9 protein-coding genes are annotated in these 15,833 nt (G+C 71.6%); all 9 read left to right on the top strand.

All coding sequences use genetic code 11. The features are described 5' to 3' along the window. Nucleotides 1-27 precede the first annotated feature (27 nt). Genes V2S04_RS07755 through V2S04_RS07715 form a run of 9 tightly spaced genes read left to right on the top strand, consistent with a single transcriptional unit; the run spans nt 28 to nt 15,709 of the window. Complete coding sequence (locus V2S04_RS07755; protein WP_413637934.1) at nt 28-999, top strand: AAA family ATPase; 972 nt, start codon at nt 28-30, stop codon at nt 997-999. Then, on the top strand, nt 999-2,258 hold the full coding sequence (locus V2S04_RS07750) for a DUF58 domain-containing protein (RefSeq protein ID WP_413637933.1): 1,260 nt from the start codon (nt 999-1,001) through the stop codon (nt 2,256-2,258). Before V2S04_RS07755 ends, V2S04_RS07750 begins: the two co-directional genes overlap by 1 nt. Beyond that, nucleotides 2,255-4,645 (top strand): transglutaminase domain-containing protein, encoded by a 2,391-nt coding sequence (locus V2S04_RS07745; RefSeq protein ID WP_413637931.1) that lies wholly within the window; start codon nt 2,255-2,257, stop codon nt 4,643-4,645. Before V2S04_RS07750 ends, V2S04_RS07745 begins: the two co-directional genes overlap by 4 nt. Further along, nucleotides 4,642-6,012 carry an RDD family protein gene (locus V2S04_RS07740; protein ID WP_413637930.1) on the top strand — a complete coding sequence of 457 codons (1,371 nt, stop codon included), beginning with the start codon at nt 4,642-4,644 and terminating at the stop codon, nt 6,010-6,012. Before V2S04_RS07745 ends, V2S04_RS07740 begins: the two co-directional genes overlap by 4 nt. Further along, the gene (locus tag V2S04_RS07735; protein ID WP_413637928.1) at nt 6,009-6,830 is read left to right on the top strand and encodes a PP2C family protein-serine/threonine phosphatase; all 822 of its coding nucleotides are present in this window, start codon (nt 6,009-6,011) and stop codon (nt 6,828-6,830) included. Before V2S04_RS07740 ends, V2S04_RS07735 begins: the two co-directional genes overlap by 4 nt. Continuing rightward, a complete protein-coding gene (locus V2S04_RS07730) occupies nt 6,827-8,158 on the top strand; it encodes an FHA domain-containing protein (protein WP_413637927.1) in 1,332 nt (443 codons plus the stop codon). Before V2S04_RS07735 ends, V2S04_RS07730 begins: the two co-directional genes overlap by 4 nt. Next, complete coding sequence (locus tag V2S04_RS07725) at nt 8,155-9,813, top strand: serine/threonine-protein kinase (RefSeq protein WP_413637926.1); 1,659 nt, start codon at nt 8,155-8,157, stop codon at nt 9,811-9,813. Before V2S04_RS07730 ends, V2S04_RS07725 begins: the two co-directional genes overlap by 4 nt. Continuing rightward, nucleotides 9,813-11,147, top strand: coding sequence for an RDD family protein (locus V2S04_RS07720; RefSeq protein ID WP_413637924.1), 1,335 nt, complete (start codon nt 9,813-9,815; stop codon nt 11,145-11,147). The genes V2S04_RS07725 and V2S04_RS07720 overlap by 1 nt, the downstream gene beginning before the upstream one ends. Nucleotides 11,148-11,206: 59 nt before the next feature. Then, on the top strand, nt 11,207-15,709 hold the full coding sequence (locus V2S04_RS07715; protein ID WP_413637923.1) for an FtsK/SpoIIIE domain-containing protein: 4,503 nt from the start codon (nt 11,207-11,209) through the stop codon (nt 15,707-15,709). Nucleotides 15,710-15,833 lie beyond the last annotated feature (124 nt).

Raw genomic sequence — 15,833 nt, 5'->3', positions numbered from 1 at the left:
TGACAGAAGAATGAGGACACCACAGCAATGACCATGACCCCCGAACAGGCCACCTGGTTCCAGGGAACCTTCCACCGCCTCGTCGAGAACGTCGACAAGGCGCTGCAGGGCAAGAGCGACATCGTCAGCCTCGTCGTCGCCGCGATGCTCGCCGAGGGCCACGTGCTGCTCGAGGACGCGCCGGGAACCGGCAAGACCAGCCTCGCGAAGGCGCTGGCGGCGACCGTGCAGGGCACCAGCTCGCGTATCCAGTTCACGCCCGACCTGCTGCCCTCCGACGTGACGGGTGTGACGATCTACGACCAGCAGGCGCATCGGTTCGAGTTCCACCGGGGGCCGATCTTCGCGTCGATCGTGCTCGCCGACGAGATCAACCGTGCTTCGCCGAAGACGCAGTCGGCGCTGCTGGAGGTCATGGAGGAGTCGCGGGTCACCGTCGACGGCGTGACCCACGAGGCCGGCCGCCCGTTCCTCGTGATCGCCACCCAGAACCCGGTCGAGCAGGCGGGCACGTACAAGCTGCCCGAAGCGCAGCTCGACCGCTTCCTCATCAAGACGTCGATCGGCTACCCCGACCTCGACGTCGCAGAGCGCATCCTGGCCGGCGCCGCGCAGCGCAACCCGTCGGCTGCGCTCAGCGCGGTGATCACCACCGGCGCCGTCGCCGACATGGCAGACCTCGGTGCCACCGTGCACGTCGAGCCCGCCGTGCTGCGGTACACGGCCGAGCTCGCCGAGGCGACCCGTGCCGACTCCGCCATCCGCCTGGGTGTGTCGGTTCGCGGCGCGATCGCGATGATCCGCATCGCGAAGGTGTGGGCAGCCGCGCACGGCCGCCACTACGTCCTCCCGGATGACATCAAGGCTCTCGCACGGCCCGTCTGGCAGCACCGTCTGCTGCTCGACGCCGAGGCGGAGTTCGCGGGGACCACGGCAGACAGCGTGATCGCGCGGGTGCTCGAGAACGTGGCTGCGCCGCAGGCGCGCGCGGCGGCCTGATGTCGCAGGCGACCGTGGCAGAGGGGAGCGCGCCGGCATCCGAGGCGGGTTGGCGCGACGTCGTCGCCGTCGTCGGCGGGCGGGTGCTCGAGCGCCTGCGCGTGGTGGCCGGTGTCGTGCGCCCGCTCGGGTGGATGCTGATGGCGCTCACCCTGCTGTTCGCGGTCGTCGGCTCCGTGCAGGGATGGCGCGAGCTGGTCGTCGCCGCGTGGGTGACCGCGTTCGTGCTGGCGATCTGCGCCCTGTTCCTCATCGGACGCACCGAGTACGACGTGTCGCTCGACCTCGCGCGCACCCGGGTCGTGGTGGGCGAGCGCGCCATCGGCGCGCTGAAGCTCGAGAACCGGGGGAGCAGGGCGATCCTGCCCTCGCGGGTGGTGCTGCCGGTCGGTGCGGGCCGCGGCGAGTTCTCGATCCAGCGCCTCGCCGCGGGGCAGACCGCGGAAGAGCTCTTCGCCATCCCCACCCAGCGTCGTGGCGTCGTCGCGGTGGGGCCGGTGAGCGTCGTGCGCGGCGACCCCCTCGGCGTGTTCGAGCGCGCGCACCGCCGCGACGAGCCGGTCGACCTGTTCGTGCACCCGAAGACAGTCCTGTTCGGCGGGCAGTCGCTCGGATTCCTGCGAGACCTCGAGGGGCTGCCGGCCACCGACCTGTCGCGCGACGACGTCTCCTTCCACGCGCTGCTCGAGTACCAGCCCGGCGACGATCTGCGCCACGTGCACTGGCGCTCGACCGCGCGCACCGGAACCATGATGGTGCGCCAGTTCGAGGAGACCCGCCGATCGCACTTCGTGATCGGTCTGTCGCGCTCCAGCGGCGACTACCGCTCCGACGACGAGTTCGAGCTCGGCGTCTCGATCGCGGGCTCGATCGGACTGCGCGCGCTGCAGGACTCGCAGCGGGTCGACGTGCGCGTGCAGGGGCGCGAACTGGCATCCGGAACGGGCAAGCAGCTGCTCGACTCGCTGTCTGCCGTCGAGCAGTCCAAGCCCCGGGAGGGCGGCATCGCCGAACTCGCCGGCGTCGTGGCGGCGGCTATGCCGCTGGCCAGCGTCGTCGTGCTCGTCTGCGGCGCGAGCGTCGATGTCGAGGCGCTGCGCCGGGCGTGCGCGCGTCTGCCGTTCGGTGCCCGCGCGCTCGCCGTCGTCGCCCAAGCGGGCCTCGACAGTCCCGAGCTGCGCCGCATCGCCGACGCCGACGTGGTGACCGTCGGCGCGCTCGACCAGCTTCCGCTCGCACTGCAGAGGGTGCTCGCATGACCGCCACGAAGACCACCGCGCAATCGCGACTGCGACCCGGCTGGGTCATCGACATCGTCGCCGTCGGGACGCTGCTGCTCGCCGCTCTCGTCGGGTTCTGGACCACGTTCGCGGGCCCGAGCTTCCTGCTCGCCGCCGTCGGCGGCATCGTGCTCGGACTCGCCATCGCCACGCTGTGCGCGTGGCGTGGCTGGGGCATCCTCATCGTCACCGGCGCCACCGTCGTCGTCTACTTCCTCCTCGGCGGCGCGCTCGCGCTGCCGCACACCGCCCTGCTCGGCGTCATCCCCACCCTCGACACCCTCGCCGCGCTCGCGACAGGTGTGGTCACGTCGTGGAAGCAGCTGCTGACCACCGTCGCGCCGGTCTCGGCCGCTGACGGACATCTGCTTGTGCCGTTCCTGATCGGTCTGGTGGCCGGCGTGCTCTCCGCATCGCTGGCGCTGCGGCTGCGCCACGTCGCCTGGTCGCTGCTGCCTGTGATCGCCGCGCTGTTCCTGGTGATCGCCCTCGGTGTGCCGACCGCCGCGTTCCCCCTCGCCCAGGGCATCGCGATCGCCGCCGTGACGGCGGTGTGGATGTCGCTCCGATCGTGGTGGGCACCGCAGTCCGCCGCGGTCAACGTCTCCGAGGCGGATCCGTCCCGCGCCAGGCACATGCGCATGCGCCGCCTGATCGGCGGCGCGGTCGTCCTCGCCCTCGCCGCCGGCGCCGGCGCCGCAGTGAACGCCGTGACCGCGCAGGCAGGACCGCGCAGCGTGTTCCGCGACGCCATCATCCCGCCGTTCAACATCCGCGACTACGCCAGCCCGCTGCAGGGCTTCCGCAAGACCGTGCGCGACCAGAAGACCAAGACCCTCTTCACCGTGACCGGGCTGCCGGAAGGCGGCCGGGTGCGTCTGGCCGCGATGGACGGCTGGGACGGCATGGTCTACAACGTGACCGACGGCGGGCCGGGCTCGTCGAGCGCCTTCCTGCCGCTGCGCAGCGACATGGCCCTCGGAGCCGAGGGCGTGCCGGCACAGCTGCGCTTCGAGATCGCCGACTACTCGGGAGTCTGGCTGCCGGGCACCTCGGTGGTCGACGACGTGCGCTTCGAGGGCGACCGCGCTGATGCCCTGCGCCGCACGGCGTACAGCAACTCGTCGACCGACACCACCATCGTCACCGCGGGGCTGAAGAAGGGCGACGCGTACACCATCGACGCGGTCGTCCCCGCGCGGCCGAGCGACGATCAGCTGAAGGACGCGAAGTTCGCGAACATCCGCCAGAAGGTCTCGCCCTACTCGCCCGACGACCTGTCGGCGACGGCGGCCGACGTCGTCACCGACGCGGAGACGCCCATCGAGCAGGCCAGGGCGCTCGAGACGTACTTCGCCGAAGGCGGGTTCTTCAGCCACGGGCTCGAGGGCGAGGTGCTCTCGCGCGCCGGGCACACCGCCGAGCGCATCAGCACCCTGCTCGGCGGCGACCAGATGATCGGCGACGACGAGCAGTACGCCGCCGCGATGGCGCTCGCGGCGCAGGAGCTCGGCATCCCGGTGCGGGTCGTGATGGGCTGGTACCCGGATGCCGATCGCAAGGGCGATCCCGTGTTCACCGCGACCGGCGACGACGTGCACGCCTGGGTCGAGATCGCGTTCCAGGGCTACGGATGGCTGCCGTTCGACCCCACCCCGCCGGAGGACAAGGTCCCGCAGGATCAGAACACCAAGCCGCGCGTCGACCCGAAGCCGCAGGTTCTGCAGCCGCCGCCCCCGCCGCAGGAGCCGGTCGACCTGCCGCCGACCGTGCCCGACGACCGCAAGGCCGAGGACGACAGCCTCAACGTGCTGGGCCTCATCGGCACGATCCTCGCCATCGCCGGGATCTCGCTCGGCGTGCTGCTGCTGCTCGCGTCGCCGTTCATCGTGATCGGCGCGTGGAAGGCCGCGCGGCGACGCGCTCGCCGCAACGCCGAACGCCACTCCGACCGGATCAGCGGTGGGTGGGACGAGCTGACCGACCGCGCGATCGACCACGGCGCGCGCATCGCACCCGGCGGCACGCGCGTGGAGGAGGCGGACGTCATGGCATCCGCACTCACCCTCCCGGCCGCCACCGCGCTCGCGGTGCGCGCCGACGGCCAGGTCTTCGGACCTGGCGACCCGTCGGCCGAAGAGGTCGACGCGTTCTGGCGCGAGGTCGACGCGGCCATCGACGAGCTGCGCGGTGCGACCACGTTCTGGGGCCGCACGAAGGCACGGCTCAGCCTGCGCTCCCTCAAGGGGCACGGCCGGATGAGCGAGCGCCTCCAGGAGCTGAAGGACGCCGCGGCCGCGCGCGTGCGCCGCGAACCTGGCAACATCGACAAGAACCGCACGACGTCCGAGAGCGAGACCCCATGACGACGCTTCCCCCCGGCGACATCGCGCCGATCAGCCGACGGGTGATCGCCTACATCATCGACGCGCTCATCGCGGGCGTCCTGCCTGTGATCGGCGTGATCGTCATGGTGAGCATGACGGTCGGCGCCATGCAGACCCCCGAGACGGCAGCGGGCGCGCTCGTCGGGGTGACGGTGACCGCGGGCGTGTTCAGCCTGCTCACCCTCGGCTGGTTCGTCGTGTACACGCTCATGCAGACCGGCAAGGGCTCGATCGGCATGCGCGCGCAGCGCATCCGCCTGGTGGGCGCCGAAGACCGCACCCCCGTGTCGTTCTGGCGGGCGCTGCTGCGCAACATCGTCTTCTCGATCACCGCGTCGTTTGTGGTGGGGATGTTCTCTCCGCTGTTCGACGGCTCGGGTCGCTACCAGGGCTGGCATGACAAGGTCGCCGGTGCGCTGATGGTGGATGCCGCGGCAGCGAAGTCGGACGCGTCCGCATCCGCCGCCGCGCCGGCCGCGGCCCCCGTCCTGCCGAATCCACTCGCGACGGGCGGCTTCACCGGACATCCGACGCCGCCCGCTCCGCCGGCACCGTTCGCCTTCCCGCAGCCCACCCGCGACGCCCCTCCGCTGCCCGACGGCTTCCCCGACGAGACGATCGTCGCGCCGCGACCGGCGTCTCCGGCCGCCCCCGTGCTCCCGTCGGCACCCGCGTCGCCCTCGGCGCCCGTGCAGCCGGCGGCGCCGGTCGCCCCGGCTGCACCCGCCGCCGACGCGGCCGATCAGACGATCGCCGCCCCTCCTGTGCGTCAGAACCTTCCCGGCGATCCGCTGATCTCCTTCGTCCCCGGCGTGACCCAGCCCGGCGCAGCACCCGCAGCACCCGCTGCCCCCGCCGCGCCTGTGGCGCCCGCCACCCCCGCCGCTCCGGTGGTTCCCGAACCCGCCGCTCCGGCAGCATCCGCCCCGGCCGCGCCCGCTGTCGCGCCGCAGTCCGCCGCTGCGCAGGCGACCGGCTTCGACCACGACGACGACCTGGAATCGACGCGCATCAGCGTGCCCGGGCACCGTCTCGTGTTCACCTGGGACGACGGGCAGCGCGTGTCGGTGTCGTCCCGCACGGTCTTCGGCCGCAACCCTGAGCAGGAGCCCGGTGCGGTCGTCGTCGCCGTGCGCGATGAGACCCTCTCGCTGTCGAAGACCCACTTCGAGGCCGGCTCCGAGCCGACCGGCGGCTGGGTGATGGACCGCCACTCGACCAACGGCCTGACGATTGTGCGCGACGGGACGCGCATCGCCTGCCCCGCAGGACAGCGCGTGCCCGTGCGACTCGGTGACGCGATCGAGATCGGCGACCGCATCGTGACGATCGGCGGCTTCGCATGACCGCCCCGGTGATGGTGCGGGTGGGCGCGGCGACCCACACCGGCAACCGTCGCGCCCTCAACGAGGACGCGCAGCTCTCGACCGCACCGGTGTTCATCGTCGCCGACGGGATGGGCGGACACGAGGCGGGCGAGGTCGCCAGCGGCGCCGTGGTCGCGGAGTTCGGGCAGCTCGTCGGCCGTGACGCGCTCGCCCTCGACGACGTGCGCCAGGCGGTGGCCCGCGCGCGGGCGGCTGTGGATCAGCTCGCGACGACGGGCGCGGCCCGCGCGGGCACCACACTCAGCGGTGTGGTCATCTCGTCGGTGGACGGGCTGGGCTACTGGCTGGCGGTCAACATCGGCGACTCCCGCACCTACCGCTTCTCGGCCGGCGAGCTCGAGCAGATCAGCGAGGACCACTCGGTGATCCAGGAGCTGCTCGACGCCGGAGAGCTCACCGCCGAGGAGGCGCTCACCGACTCGCGCCGCAACATCATCACGCGGGCGATCGGCGCCGGCAGCACCGGCGACGCCGACTTCTGGCTGTTCCCGGCCGAGAAGGGCGACCGCATGCTGGTGTGCTCCGACGGGCTCACGTCCGAGGTGTCGGACGGGCGGATCATCGAGGTGCTCTCGAACGAGGCCGACCCGCAGTGTGCCGCGGACGTGCTGACGGCCGACGCCGTCGCCGCCGGCGGGCGCGACAACATCACCGTCGTGGTGGTCGACGCCATCGCCGTCACCACCCGACCGGGAACGATCGTGCTGTCGGATGACATGGACGACGTGGACGCCGACACGCGTCCGCGAGAGACAGTGACCGGAGGGGTCCGATGAACCAGTTCTCTTACCGGCCCGGCGCCTGGCGGGTCGTCGTCGAGACCGGCGGCATGATCGCCGTGCCGCAGGACACCGACGCCGAGCGCGTCGCGCTGCTGCACCGGATGCTGCGCGACGGCGCCCCCGAGCTGACCGACGTCATTGACGCGCTGGCCGGCGGCTCGATCGCCGCCCTCGGATCGTTCGCCGTGGCGCTCACCTCGGCCGGCTCGGTCCGCTTCGCCGTGCGAGGCCCGGTGCAGGCCCGCATCGTCGCCGACGACGACGAGCAGATCGTCTCGGGCGCGCAGGTCAGCACCTGGAGCGAGCGATTCGTCGCCGACGCGCGCGGATTCGAGATCACCGTCGACGACGCCTCGGACGACACCTGGTACCCGATCTCATCGGGCGTGGTGCTCGCTGCGGCGCTGAAGCACGGGCAGGACGCGACGGCCGAGCCCTCGTCGCGGGAGACCCCGGATGCCGGCCACGCGCCCGCCGTCGTTGCGGAGCCCGTGTTGCACGCGGAGCCTCCGGTCGTCAAGGAGCCGGCCGCCGCCGCGGAGCCGGAGTCCGCTGAGGCGGCCGAGACTGCGGCGGCCGACCATGAGTCGGCCTGGACGGAGGCGGACGGCGACGCGCCTGCATCCGAGCCGGAGACCGCCGAGCCGGAGACCGCCCATCCGGAGACCGCCGAGCCGGAGACGGCCGATGCCGAGAGTGATGCCGTCGAGGACTCGCCCCTCGCCCACACCCTCATCCCCGCCGACCTCACCGTCGTGCCCGGGTCCGATCCCGGCATACCCGCCGTGTCGCCGGAGACGCCCGCGGGCATCCCGTCCGCCGATGCGCCAGGTGCCGGCGACCACGACGGTTCCACCATCTCGCTGGCAGAGCTCCGACGCCTCCGGTCGCAGGCCGACGGCGCGCCCGATCCGCAGACCGCCGGACCGGACGCGCCCACGGCCGTGCTGCCGGCCGTCGACGTCCCGGCCGGCTCGACCCGTCACGGGATCGCGCGTCTGTCCACCGGGCAGGTCGTCGACCTCGACCGCACCGTCATCATCGGACGCAGGCCTCGGTCGACCCGCGCCAGCGGCGAGAACATGCCGCACCTCGTCGCGGTCGACAGCCCCCAGCAGGACATCTCGCGCAGCCACCTCGAGATCCGCCCCGAGGCGGACTCGGTGGTCGTGATCGATCTGCGCACCACCAACGGATCGACCCTGCTCCGCCCCGGCGCCGACCCGGTGCGCCTGCACCCCGGCGAGCAGACGCTCGTTCTCAGCGGCGACGTGGTCGATCTCGGCGACGGCGTGACGGTCACGTTCGAAGGACTCGCGTGAATCGGCCCCCCTCCGAACCGCCCGCGCTTCCGGGGTTCTCGTATCTGCAGCCGCTCGGCGCGGGCGGCTTCGCCGACGTCTTCCTGTACGAGCAGCAGATGCCACGGCGCAAGGTCGCGGTCAAGGTGCTGCTCGCCGACCGGCTGACCACGGGGGCCGCGCAGGAGTTCACCGACGAGGCGAACGTGATGGCCATGCTGTCCACGCACCCCGCGATCGTCACCATCTACCAGGCGGGCGTCGCCAGCGACGGCCGCCCCTATCTGGTCATGGAGTACTGCCCGCGACCCAACCTGCAGGTGCGCTCGCGTCGGGAGCCGTTCTCTGTCGCCGAGGCGCTGCGCGTCGGCATCCAGGTCGCCGGCGCGGTCGAGACCGCGCATCGGGCCGGAGTGCTGCACCGCGACATCAAGCCGGCGAACATCCTGGTCACCGAGTACAACCGTCCGGCGCTGACCGACTTCGGCATCGCCACCACGGCGGGGGCGGTGAACGAGGCCGCCGGGATGTCGATCCCGTGGTCGCCGCCCGAATCCTTCGCCGAGCCGCCGGTGAGCGGTCCGCGCACCGACGTCTACGCGCTCGGCGCGACGATCTTCACGCTGCTCGCGTCCCGGTCTCCGTTCGAGCGGCCGGGCGAGCGCAACACCAGCGCCGATCTGATCGAGCGGATCGAGCGGATGGCCGTGCCGACCCTCGATCGCGCGGATTCACCGAGCAGCCTGCAGTCGGTGCTCGAGCGCGCGATGGCGAAGAACCCCGACGATCGCTACCCCAGTGCCGTCGCCTTCGCCCGAGCCCTGCAGAAGGTGCAGATCGAGCTCGCGCATTCGGTCACCCCGGTCGACATCGTCGACGAGCATCCGCCCGCAGACGAGCTCGAGGACGACGACGACGGCCTGACCCGCGTGCGCGAGGTGCGCTCGATCAGCCCGCAGGGGCCGGATGCCGCCAACGCCACCCGACCGTCGGCTCGCACCGAGCGCAAGCAGCCTCCGGTCGTCGGCGACGTCCCGCGCTTCGACCCGGCCGGCGCGCCCGCCGCGGCCATCGACGAGACCCAGCTGCGCTCTCCAGCGGTCGCACCGCAGACCGCGGCTCCGGTCGCGGCCGATCACGATGAGCGCACCCTGCTGCGTCCGCCGCGCGTCGTCGCCCCGCTGGCTGCCGCTCCCGCTCCGACCCCGACGGCGACGGAGCAGACGACGACAGCTCCCGACGCCCCGGCAGCGCAGAAGCGGATGCCGTGGTGGGGCTGGGTGCTCCTGCTCGCGGGCGCGGCACTCGTCGTGGGCGCCGTCATCTGGGTCAGCAGCCTCGCCGCCGACAGCATCGGCCCCCAGGCCTCGCAGACCCCGGCGCCGTCCGAACCGGAGGCGCAGGATCCGATCGCGGGGCTCGTGCCGCCCGTCGACGATCTGGTGGGCACCCGCAACGGCGACGCGATCACGTTCACGTGGAAGAACGCCGATCCGCAGGAGGGCGACACCTTCCTCTGGAATCAGGTGACCCTCGATGGCCCCTCGAAGTCGGCGCAGGTGACCGAGCCCACCGTCGTGCTGCCCGGTCCGAACCCGGGTCGCACGTGCATCGACGTCATCCTCAAGCGCGAGAACGGCACCTCCTCGCCCGAGGTCAGGGGGTGCGTGGATTGATGATCTGGGAGATCGACGAGAAGAGCGAGACGATCGAAGGGCTCGACGAGTCCGGTCGACCCGATCCGGCGTACGCCGCCGCACTGGGCCTTCTCCCCGCCCCGCTCGGACGCCGCGCGCTCGCCGCGCTCTTCGACGGCGTGGCGCTGGTGCTCGTGCAACTGCCGTTCCTGATCGGATCCGTGCCGCTTCTGATGAAACTGGCGACCGGGTCGATCTCCGCATACGGACTCGTCAATCACCCCGGTTTCGTCCTCGCCGTCGTGATGGCGTCGATCACGACGGTGCTCACCCTCGCGCTCGCCATCGTGCAGTGGTCGCTGCACGCCGTGAAGGGCCTGACCATCGGCAAGGCGCTCACCGGCATCCGCACCATCGACGTGCGCACCCTCGGACGCGTCGGATTCCTCCGGCTGCTGCTGCGCTGGCTCATCGTGAACGCCGCCGGCCTGCTTCCCGTGGTCGGCTCGCTGCTGTTCCTGATCTCGCCCGCCTTCGACCCGGGGCGTCGCGGACGCGGCTGGCACGACAAGGCGAGCGCCGTGTGGCTGGTCGATGTGCGCGCAGGCCTCAACCCGTTCGACGAGAAGCGCATGCGCGTGGCTCGCAAGATGGTCAAGGCCGAGCCGACCCGGGAGCGCGTCGTGCTTCCCTCCCTCGCCACGCCCGTCGATCCTTCGCAGCAGCCGGTCTACCGGCCGGGCAGCCGGGTCAGCGCCGGCGTGCTGGGCGTCGCCCGCCCGCACGAGGCGAACGCGCGTCCGGTCATCGGCCTGCCGCTGACCACCGAGCCGGAAGGCGAACCTCAGGCCGAAGCGGGCAAGCCCGTGCTCGGCGGCTACCGGTCACCCGCGAAGCCCGAACCGCCGGCATCCGACACACCGCCGCCGGTCGCCCCGCAGCCCACCCCTCCGACCGTCGCCGCCGTACCGCCGCGCCCAGAGCCCCGAACCGTGGCGGTCGAGAGGCAGCAGCCCACCGCCGCACCCGGGGCCGCCGCGCCCACCCCGGTGCGGTACGGCCTGCGCTTCGACTCGGGAGAGGGGATCGGGGTCACCGCCCCCGTGCTGCTCGGCCGCAACCCCGACGCGGGCACGCACGCCGGCGCCACGCCCTTCCCCCTGGCCGACAGCACCCGCTCGCTGTCGAAGACCCACCTGCTGGCCCGACCGGCCGAGGGAGGCGTCGAGGTCATGGACCTCGGATCCACGAACGGCTCGGGACTCATCCGCGACGGCGTCGAGTACGCGCTCACCGCCGGCGCCGCGACACTGGCCGTCGAGGGCGACGCCATCCGACTCGGCGACCGCACCGCGACCGTGGTCAGGGTATGACCCGCCGCCGCCCGACACGCGCCGCCACCGGCGACACACATCGAGACTGAGGACGACGCATGAGGCTGAAGCTGACCCTGCACCGGCAGACGGGCGACCCCGTCGACATCGTCGTCACCACCGACTCCACCGCGACAGCAGGCGACGTCGCGCGGCACATCGCCGAAGCCGACCCGGCGCGATCCGTGCCGGTCGGGGAGGGCGACGTGCTCACACTCGCCGTCGCGCCGCCGACCGCGGAGCGTCTCGTCGCCCTGCAGCCCGACGTGCCGATCGGAGAGGCGGCGATCGGCTCGGGCTTCGCGGCCTCGATCCTCAACTACGGTTCGGGGCACATCAGCAGCGCCCAGCGCACGGTCGTCGGCGTGCTGCGCGCGACCGGAGGCGCGCTCGCCGGTCAGGAGTTCCCGATCGCGGCGGGGCAGGTGTCGATCGGACGCGACGCCGGCAACGACGTCGTGCTGGCGGATGCCATGGTGTCGAAGCGGCATGCCCGTCTCGAGGTCGGCACCCAGATCGAGGTCATCGACCTCAACTCGGCCAACGGCGTCCTGGTCGACGGTGTTGCCGCGCAGCGGGTGCGCATCGAAGAGGGACAGCCGTTCGTGATCGGCGGCACCACGCTCGAGGTGCGTCTGGCGAACACGTTCGACGGCACATCGTCGGAGGAGCCCGTGATCGAGCGCGGCGGCGGGCTGCTGTTCAACCGCAGCCCGCGCATCGAGGTGCGCTACCCGGGCACCAGGTTCAAGATGCCGCGGCTGCCCACCGAGAAGATCGGCAAGATGTTCCCGTGGGCGATCATGGTCGCCCCGATCCTGATGGGCGCCGCGCTGTTCGCGCTGAACGGCAACCCCCGATCGCTGCTGATGATCGTGATGACTCCACTGATGGCGCTGATGAACGTGGTCAACCAGTCGGCGCAGTCGAAGAAGAGCACCAACCACGAGTTCGCGCTCTTCGAGCGCCAGTTCGAGCAGCTCGAAGAGGACTTCTTCCACGGCAAGCCCGAAGAGGAGGCCGCCCGCAACGCCGAGGCGCCGCCGGTCGCCGAGGTGTTCGACCACGCCATGCGCCTCGGGCCCATGCTGTGGACGCGCCGCCCGGAGCACTGGAACTTCCTGGCGCTGCGGCTCGGCAGCTGCCGCCTGCCGGCGCGCAACTCGATCGACGACGGCGAGGTCCCCGAGGGCCTGCCCGAGTTCATCGATCGGGTCGATCGCCTGCGCGAGCGCTACCGGTACGTCGACGACGTGCCCGTCTTCGAGACCTTCGCCGACGCCGGCTCCGTCGGGATCGCAGGGCCCCAGGCCCCGGTGGCCGACGCCATGCGCGGTGTCGCCGTGCAGGTGTTCGGTCTGCACGCGCCCAACGACGTCGTCGCCGTGGCGTTCTCGGACTCGGCGTGGACGAGCGAGCTGGACTGGCTGAAGTGGATGCCGCACACCTCGAGCGAGAAGAGCCCGTTCCGAGATGTGGCGCTCGCCGATTCGGCACCGACCAGCGCGGCCCTGCTGAACATGCTTGAGGACTACGTCAAGCGCGCGGCGGGAGACGTCTCCGGCGAACCGCGCGGTCCGTTCAAGGAGGACTGGAACCCGCTCCTGTACGGAACGGACGTCGCGCGTGCCGCCACCGACCACCAGAAGACGCCACCGCTGTCGGTGATCGTGTTCGTGACCAGCGACGCTCAGGTCGATCGCGGCCGCCTCACCGACGTGCTCGAGCGCGGCGCCGACCATGGCGTGCACGCCGTGTTCGTCGCGCCCACGGTCGAGTCGCTCCCCGCGGTGTGCCGCAGCTTCATCGACGTGACCGCCGGTCTCACCGACGCGCATGTGGGGCTGGTGCGCAACGGCGAGAAGTTCGAGCACGTGCAGGTCGAGGGCGTCTCCAACGCCTACATGCACATGCTCGCCCGCCGCCTGGCGCCCGTGGTCGACGCGAGCACGGTCACCCACGACTCCTCCGACATCCCCGGATCGGTGATGTTCCTGCAGCTTGTCGATCCGGCGATCGCCGAGGACCCGAACGTGGTCATCGAGCGCTGGCGGCAGAACAACACGATCGTCGACCGCTCGCCCGCCCCACGGCCCCGGCTGAAGAAGTCCGGCACGCTGCGGGCGATCATCGGCCAGGGCGCCAGCTCCGCGATGGCGCTCGATCTGCGCACCCACGGCCCGCACGCGCTCGTCGGAGGCACGACCGGTGCCGGAAAGTCCGAGTTCCTCCAGGCGTGGGTGCTCGGCATGGCCGCAGCGCACAGCCCCGACCGGGTGACCTTCCTCTTCGTCGACTACAAGGGAGGCTCCGCCTTCGCTGACTGCGTCGACCTGCCGCACTGCGTGGGTCTGGTCACCGACCTCAGCCCGCACCTCGTGCGCCGCGCGCTGACCAGCCTGCGCGCCGAGCTGCACCATCGCGAGCACCTGCTCAACCGCAAGAAGGCCAAGGACCTCCTCGAGCTCGAGAAGCGGCAGGATCCGGAATGCCCGCCGGCTCTCGTGCTCGTCATCGACGAGTTCGCGGCCCTGGCATCCGAGATGCCGGAGTTCGTCGACGGCGTGGTCGACATCGCGCAGCGCGGCCGCTCGCTCGGCATCCACCTCATCATGGCCACCCAGCGCCCCGCCGGTGTGATCAAGGACAACCTGCGCGCCAACACCAACCTGCGCATCGCGCTGCGGATGGCTGATGAGGCCGACTCGCGCGATGTCGTCGACGACCCCGTCGCGGCGACGTTCCCCCCGTCGATCCCCGGTCGTGCGATCGCCAAGACCGGTCCCGGCCGCCTCGTGCCGTTCCAGTCGGCGTACGCCGGCGGCTGGACCACCGACGACGAGTCGGGCGTCGCCGAGGTGCGGGTATCGGAGCTGCGCTTCGGCGCGAGCGCCGAATGGGAGCCCGACCGCCCACCCGAGTCCGACTCGCACGAGGAGGATCTCGGTCCGAACGACCAGAAGCGCATCGTGTCGACGCTGATCCGCGCCGCCGACGCAGCCCGCCTGCAGCGCCCCCGTCGGCCGTGGCTCGATGACCTCCCGCCGCTCGTCGACCTCAAGCACCTGGCCAACGACGGCGATACGCGCATCCCGATCGCTCTGCTCGACGTGCCCGAGAAGCAGCTGCAGGAGGCGGCGGTGTTCGTGCCCGACCGAGACGGATCGCTCGTCGTCTACGGCACCTCCGGCTCGGGCAAGTCGACGCTGCTGAAGACAATCGCGACCGCGGCCGGGATGCGGCCCGAGCGCGGACGCGTGCAGGTGTACTGTCTCGACTTCGCATCCGGTGCGCTGAGCGCCCTGAACGCGCTGCCGCACGTCGGGTCCGTCGTCGACAGCGCCGACGCCGAGCGCATCCAGCGTCTGCTGCGCACCCTCGACCGCGAGATGGATCGCCGGGCTGCGGCGTTCTCGGCGGCCAGCGCCGCGTCGGTGCAGGAGTACCGCGAGCTGGCCGACCCGAACATGCCGCGCATCCTGCTGCTCATCGATAACTACCCGGAGTTCAAGAAGGACTGGGAGATGGCGCCGGGGCGTGGGCCGTTCTACCGCATCTTCATGCGCATCCTCGGCGAGGGTCGCACGCTCGGGGTGCACACCGTTCTCACCGCTGACCGCGGCAACGCGGTGCCCAGCGCCGTCGCCTCGAACATCCCGCGCAAGGTGCTGCTGCGCATGGGCGATCCCAGCCAGTACATGCTGCTGAACGCGCCGCGCGACATCCTCGACGAGCAGTCGGCACCCGGCCGCGCGATCATCGACGGCCACGAGGCGCAGATCGCCGTGCTCGGCGGCACCGCCAACGTCGTCGAGCAGACCAAGGCGCTGCGCGCTCTGGGCGACCGCCTGCGCGAGAAGGGCGTGCGCGACCTGCCCGAGATCGGCGCCCTGCCGACCATGGTGCCGATCGCCGAGATGCCGGCGACGGTCGACGGGATGCCGGTGTTCGGCGTCGCCGACGAATCGCTCGCCCCGCACGGCTTCGAGCCGATCGGATCGTTCGTCATCTCGGGTCCACCGCAATCGGGCAAGACGAATGCGCTCAAGGCGCTGATCACCTCGGTGGAGCGGTTCGACCCGAACGTGCAGCTCTACCACTTCGGCAGCCGCCGGGCCGAGCTCAAGGACTTCCGTCCGTGGGTGCGATCGGCCACCAAGGCGGAGGACGAGAAGGATCTCGCGACCGAGCTCGCCGAGCTCGTCGTCAGTGATGCGCAGAAGCAGCGCATCCTGATCGTGATCGAGGACGTCCCGCATCTCGCCGACGGCGCCGCCGACCGGCCGATGCGCGCTCTGCTGCAGGCGATGAACAACAGCGACCACATGCTGATCGGCGAGGCCGAGATCACTCGGGCCAACGGCAGCATCGGGGTGCTGGGCGAATGGAAGTCGGGCCGTCAGGGCATCGTGCTCAAGCCCGAGACCTACGACGGCGAATCGCTGTTCAAGGTGCCGTTCAGTCGGATGAAGCGCTCGGACTTCCCCGTCGGCCGAGGGATCATGGTGCAGGCGGGACGGGCGGTCACCATGCAGATGCCGTACGTGCCTGAGCAGTCCTGACCAGCGTGGGCAGTTCTCCCCATTCCCGTATCGGACGGGCCTGGGTAGCGTCTTGTGTGGCCGGTCCGGAGGGAGCGCGCCACCGCCCGGGGGGAAGGTGGCGCCACCGGAATCGGTAGGTCTG

Source organism: Microbacterium sp. OR21 (genome assembly GCF_047306785.1).
Taxonomy (GTDB): Bacteria; Actinomycetota; Actinomycetes; order Actinomycetales; family Microbacteriaceae; genus Microbacterium; species Microbacterium esteraromaticum_E.
This window is presented reverse-complemented; position numbering and strand designations above follow the sequence as displayed.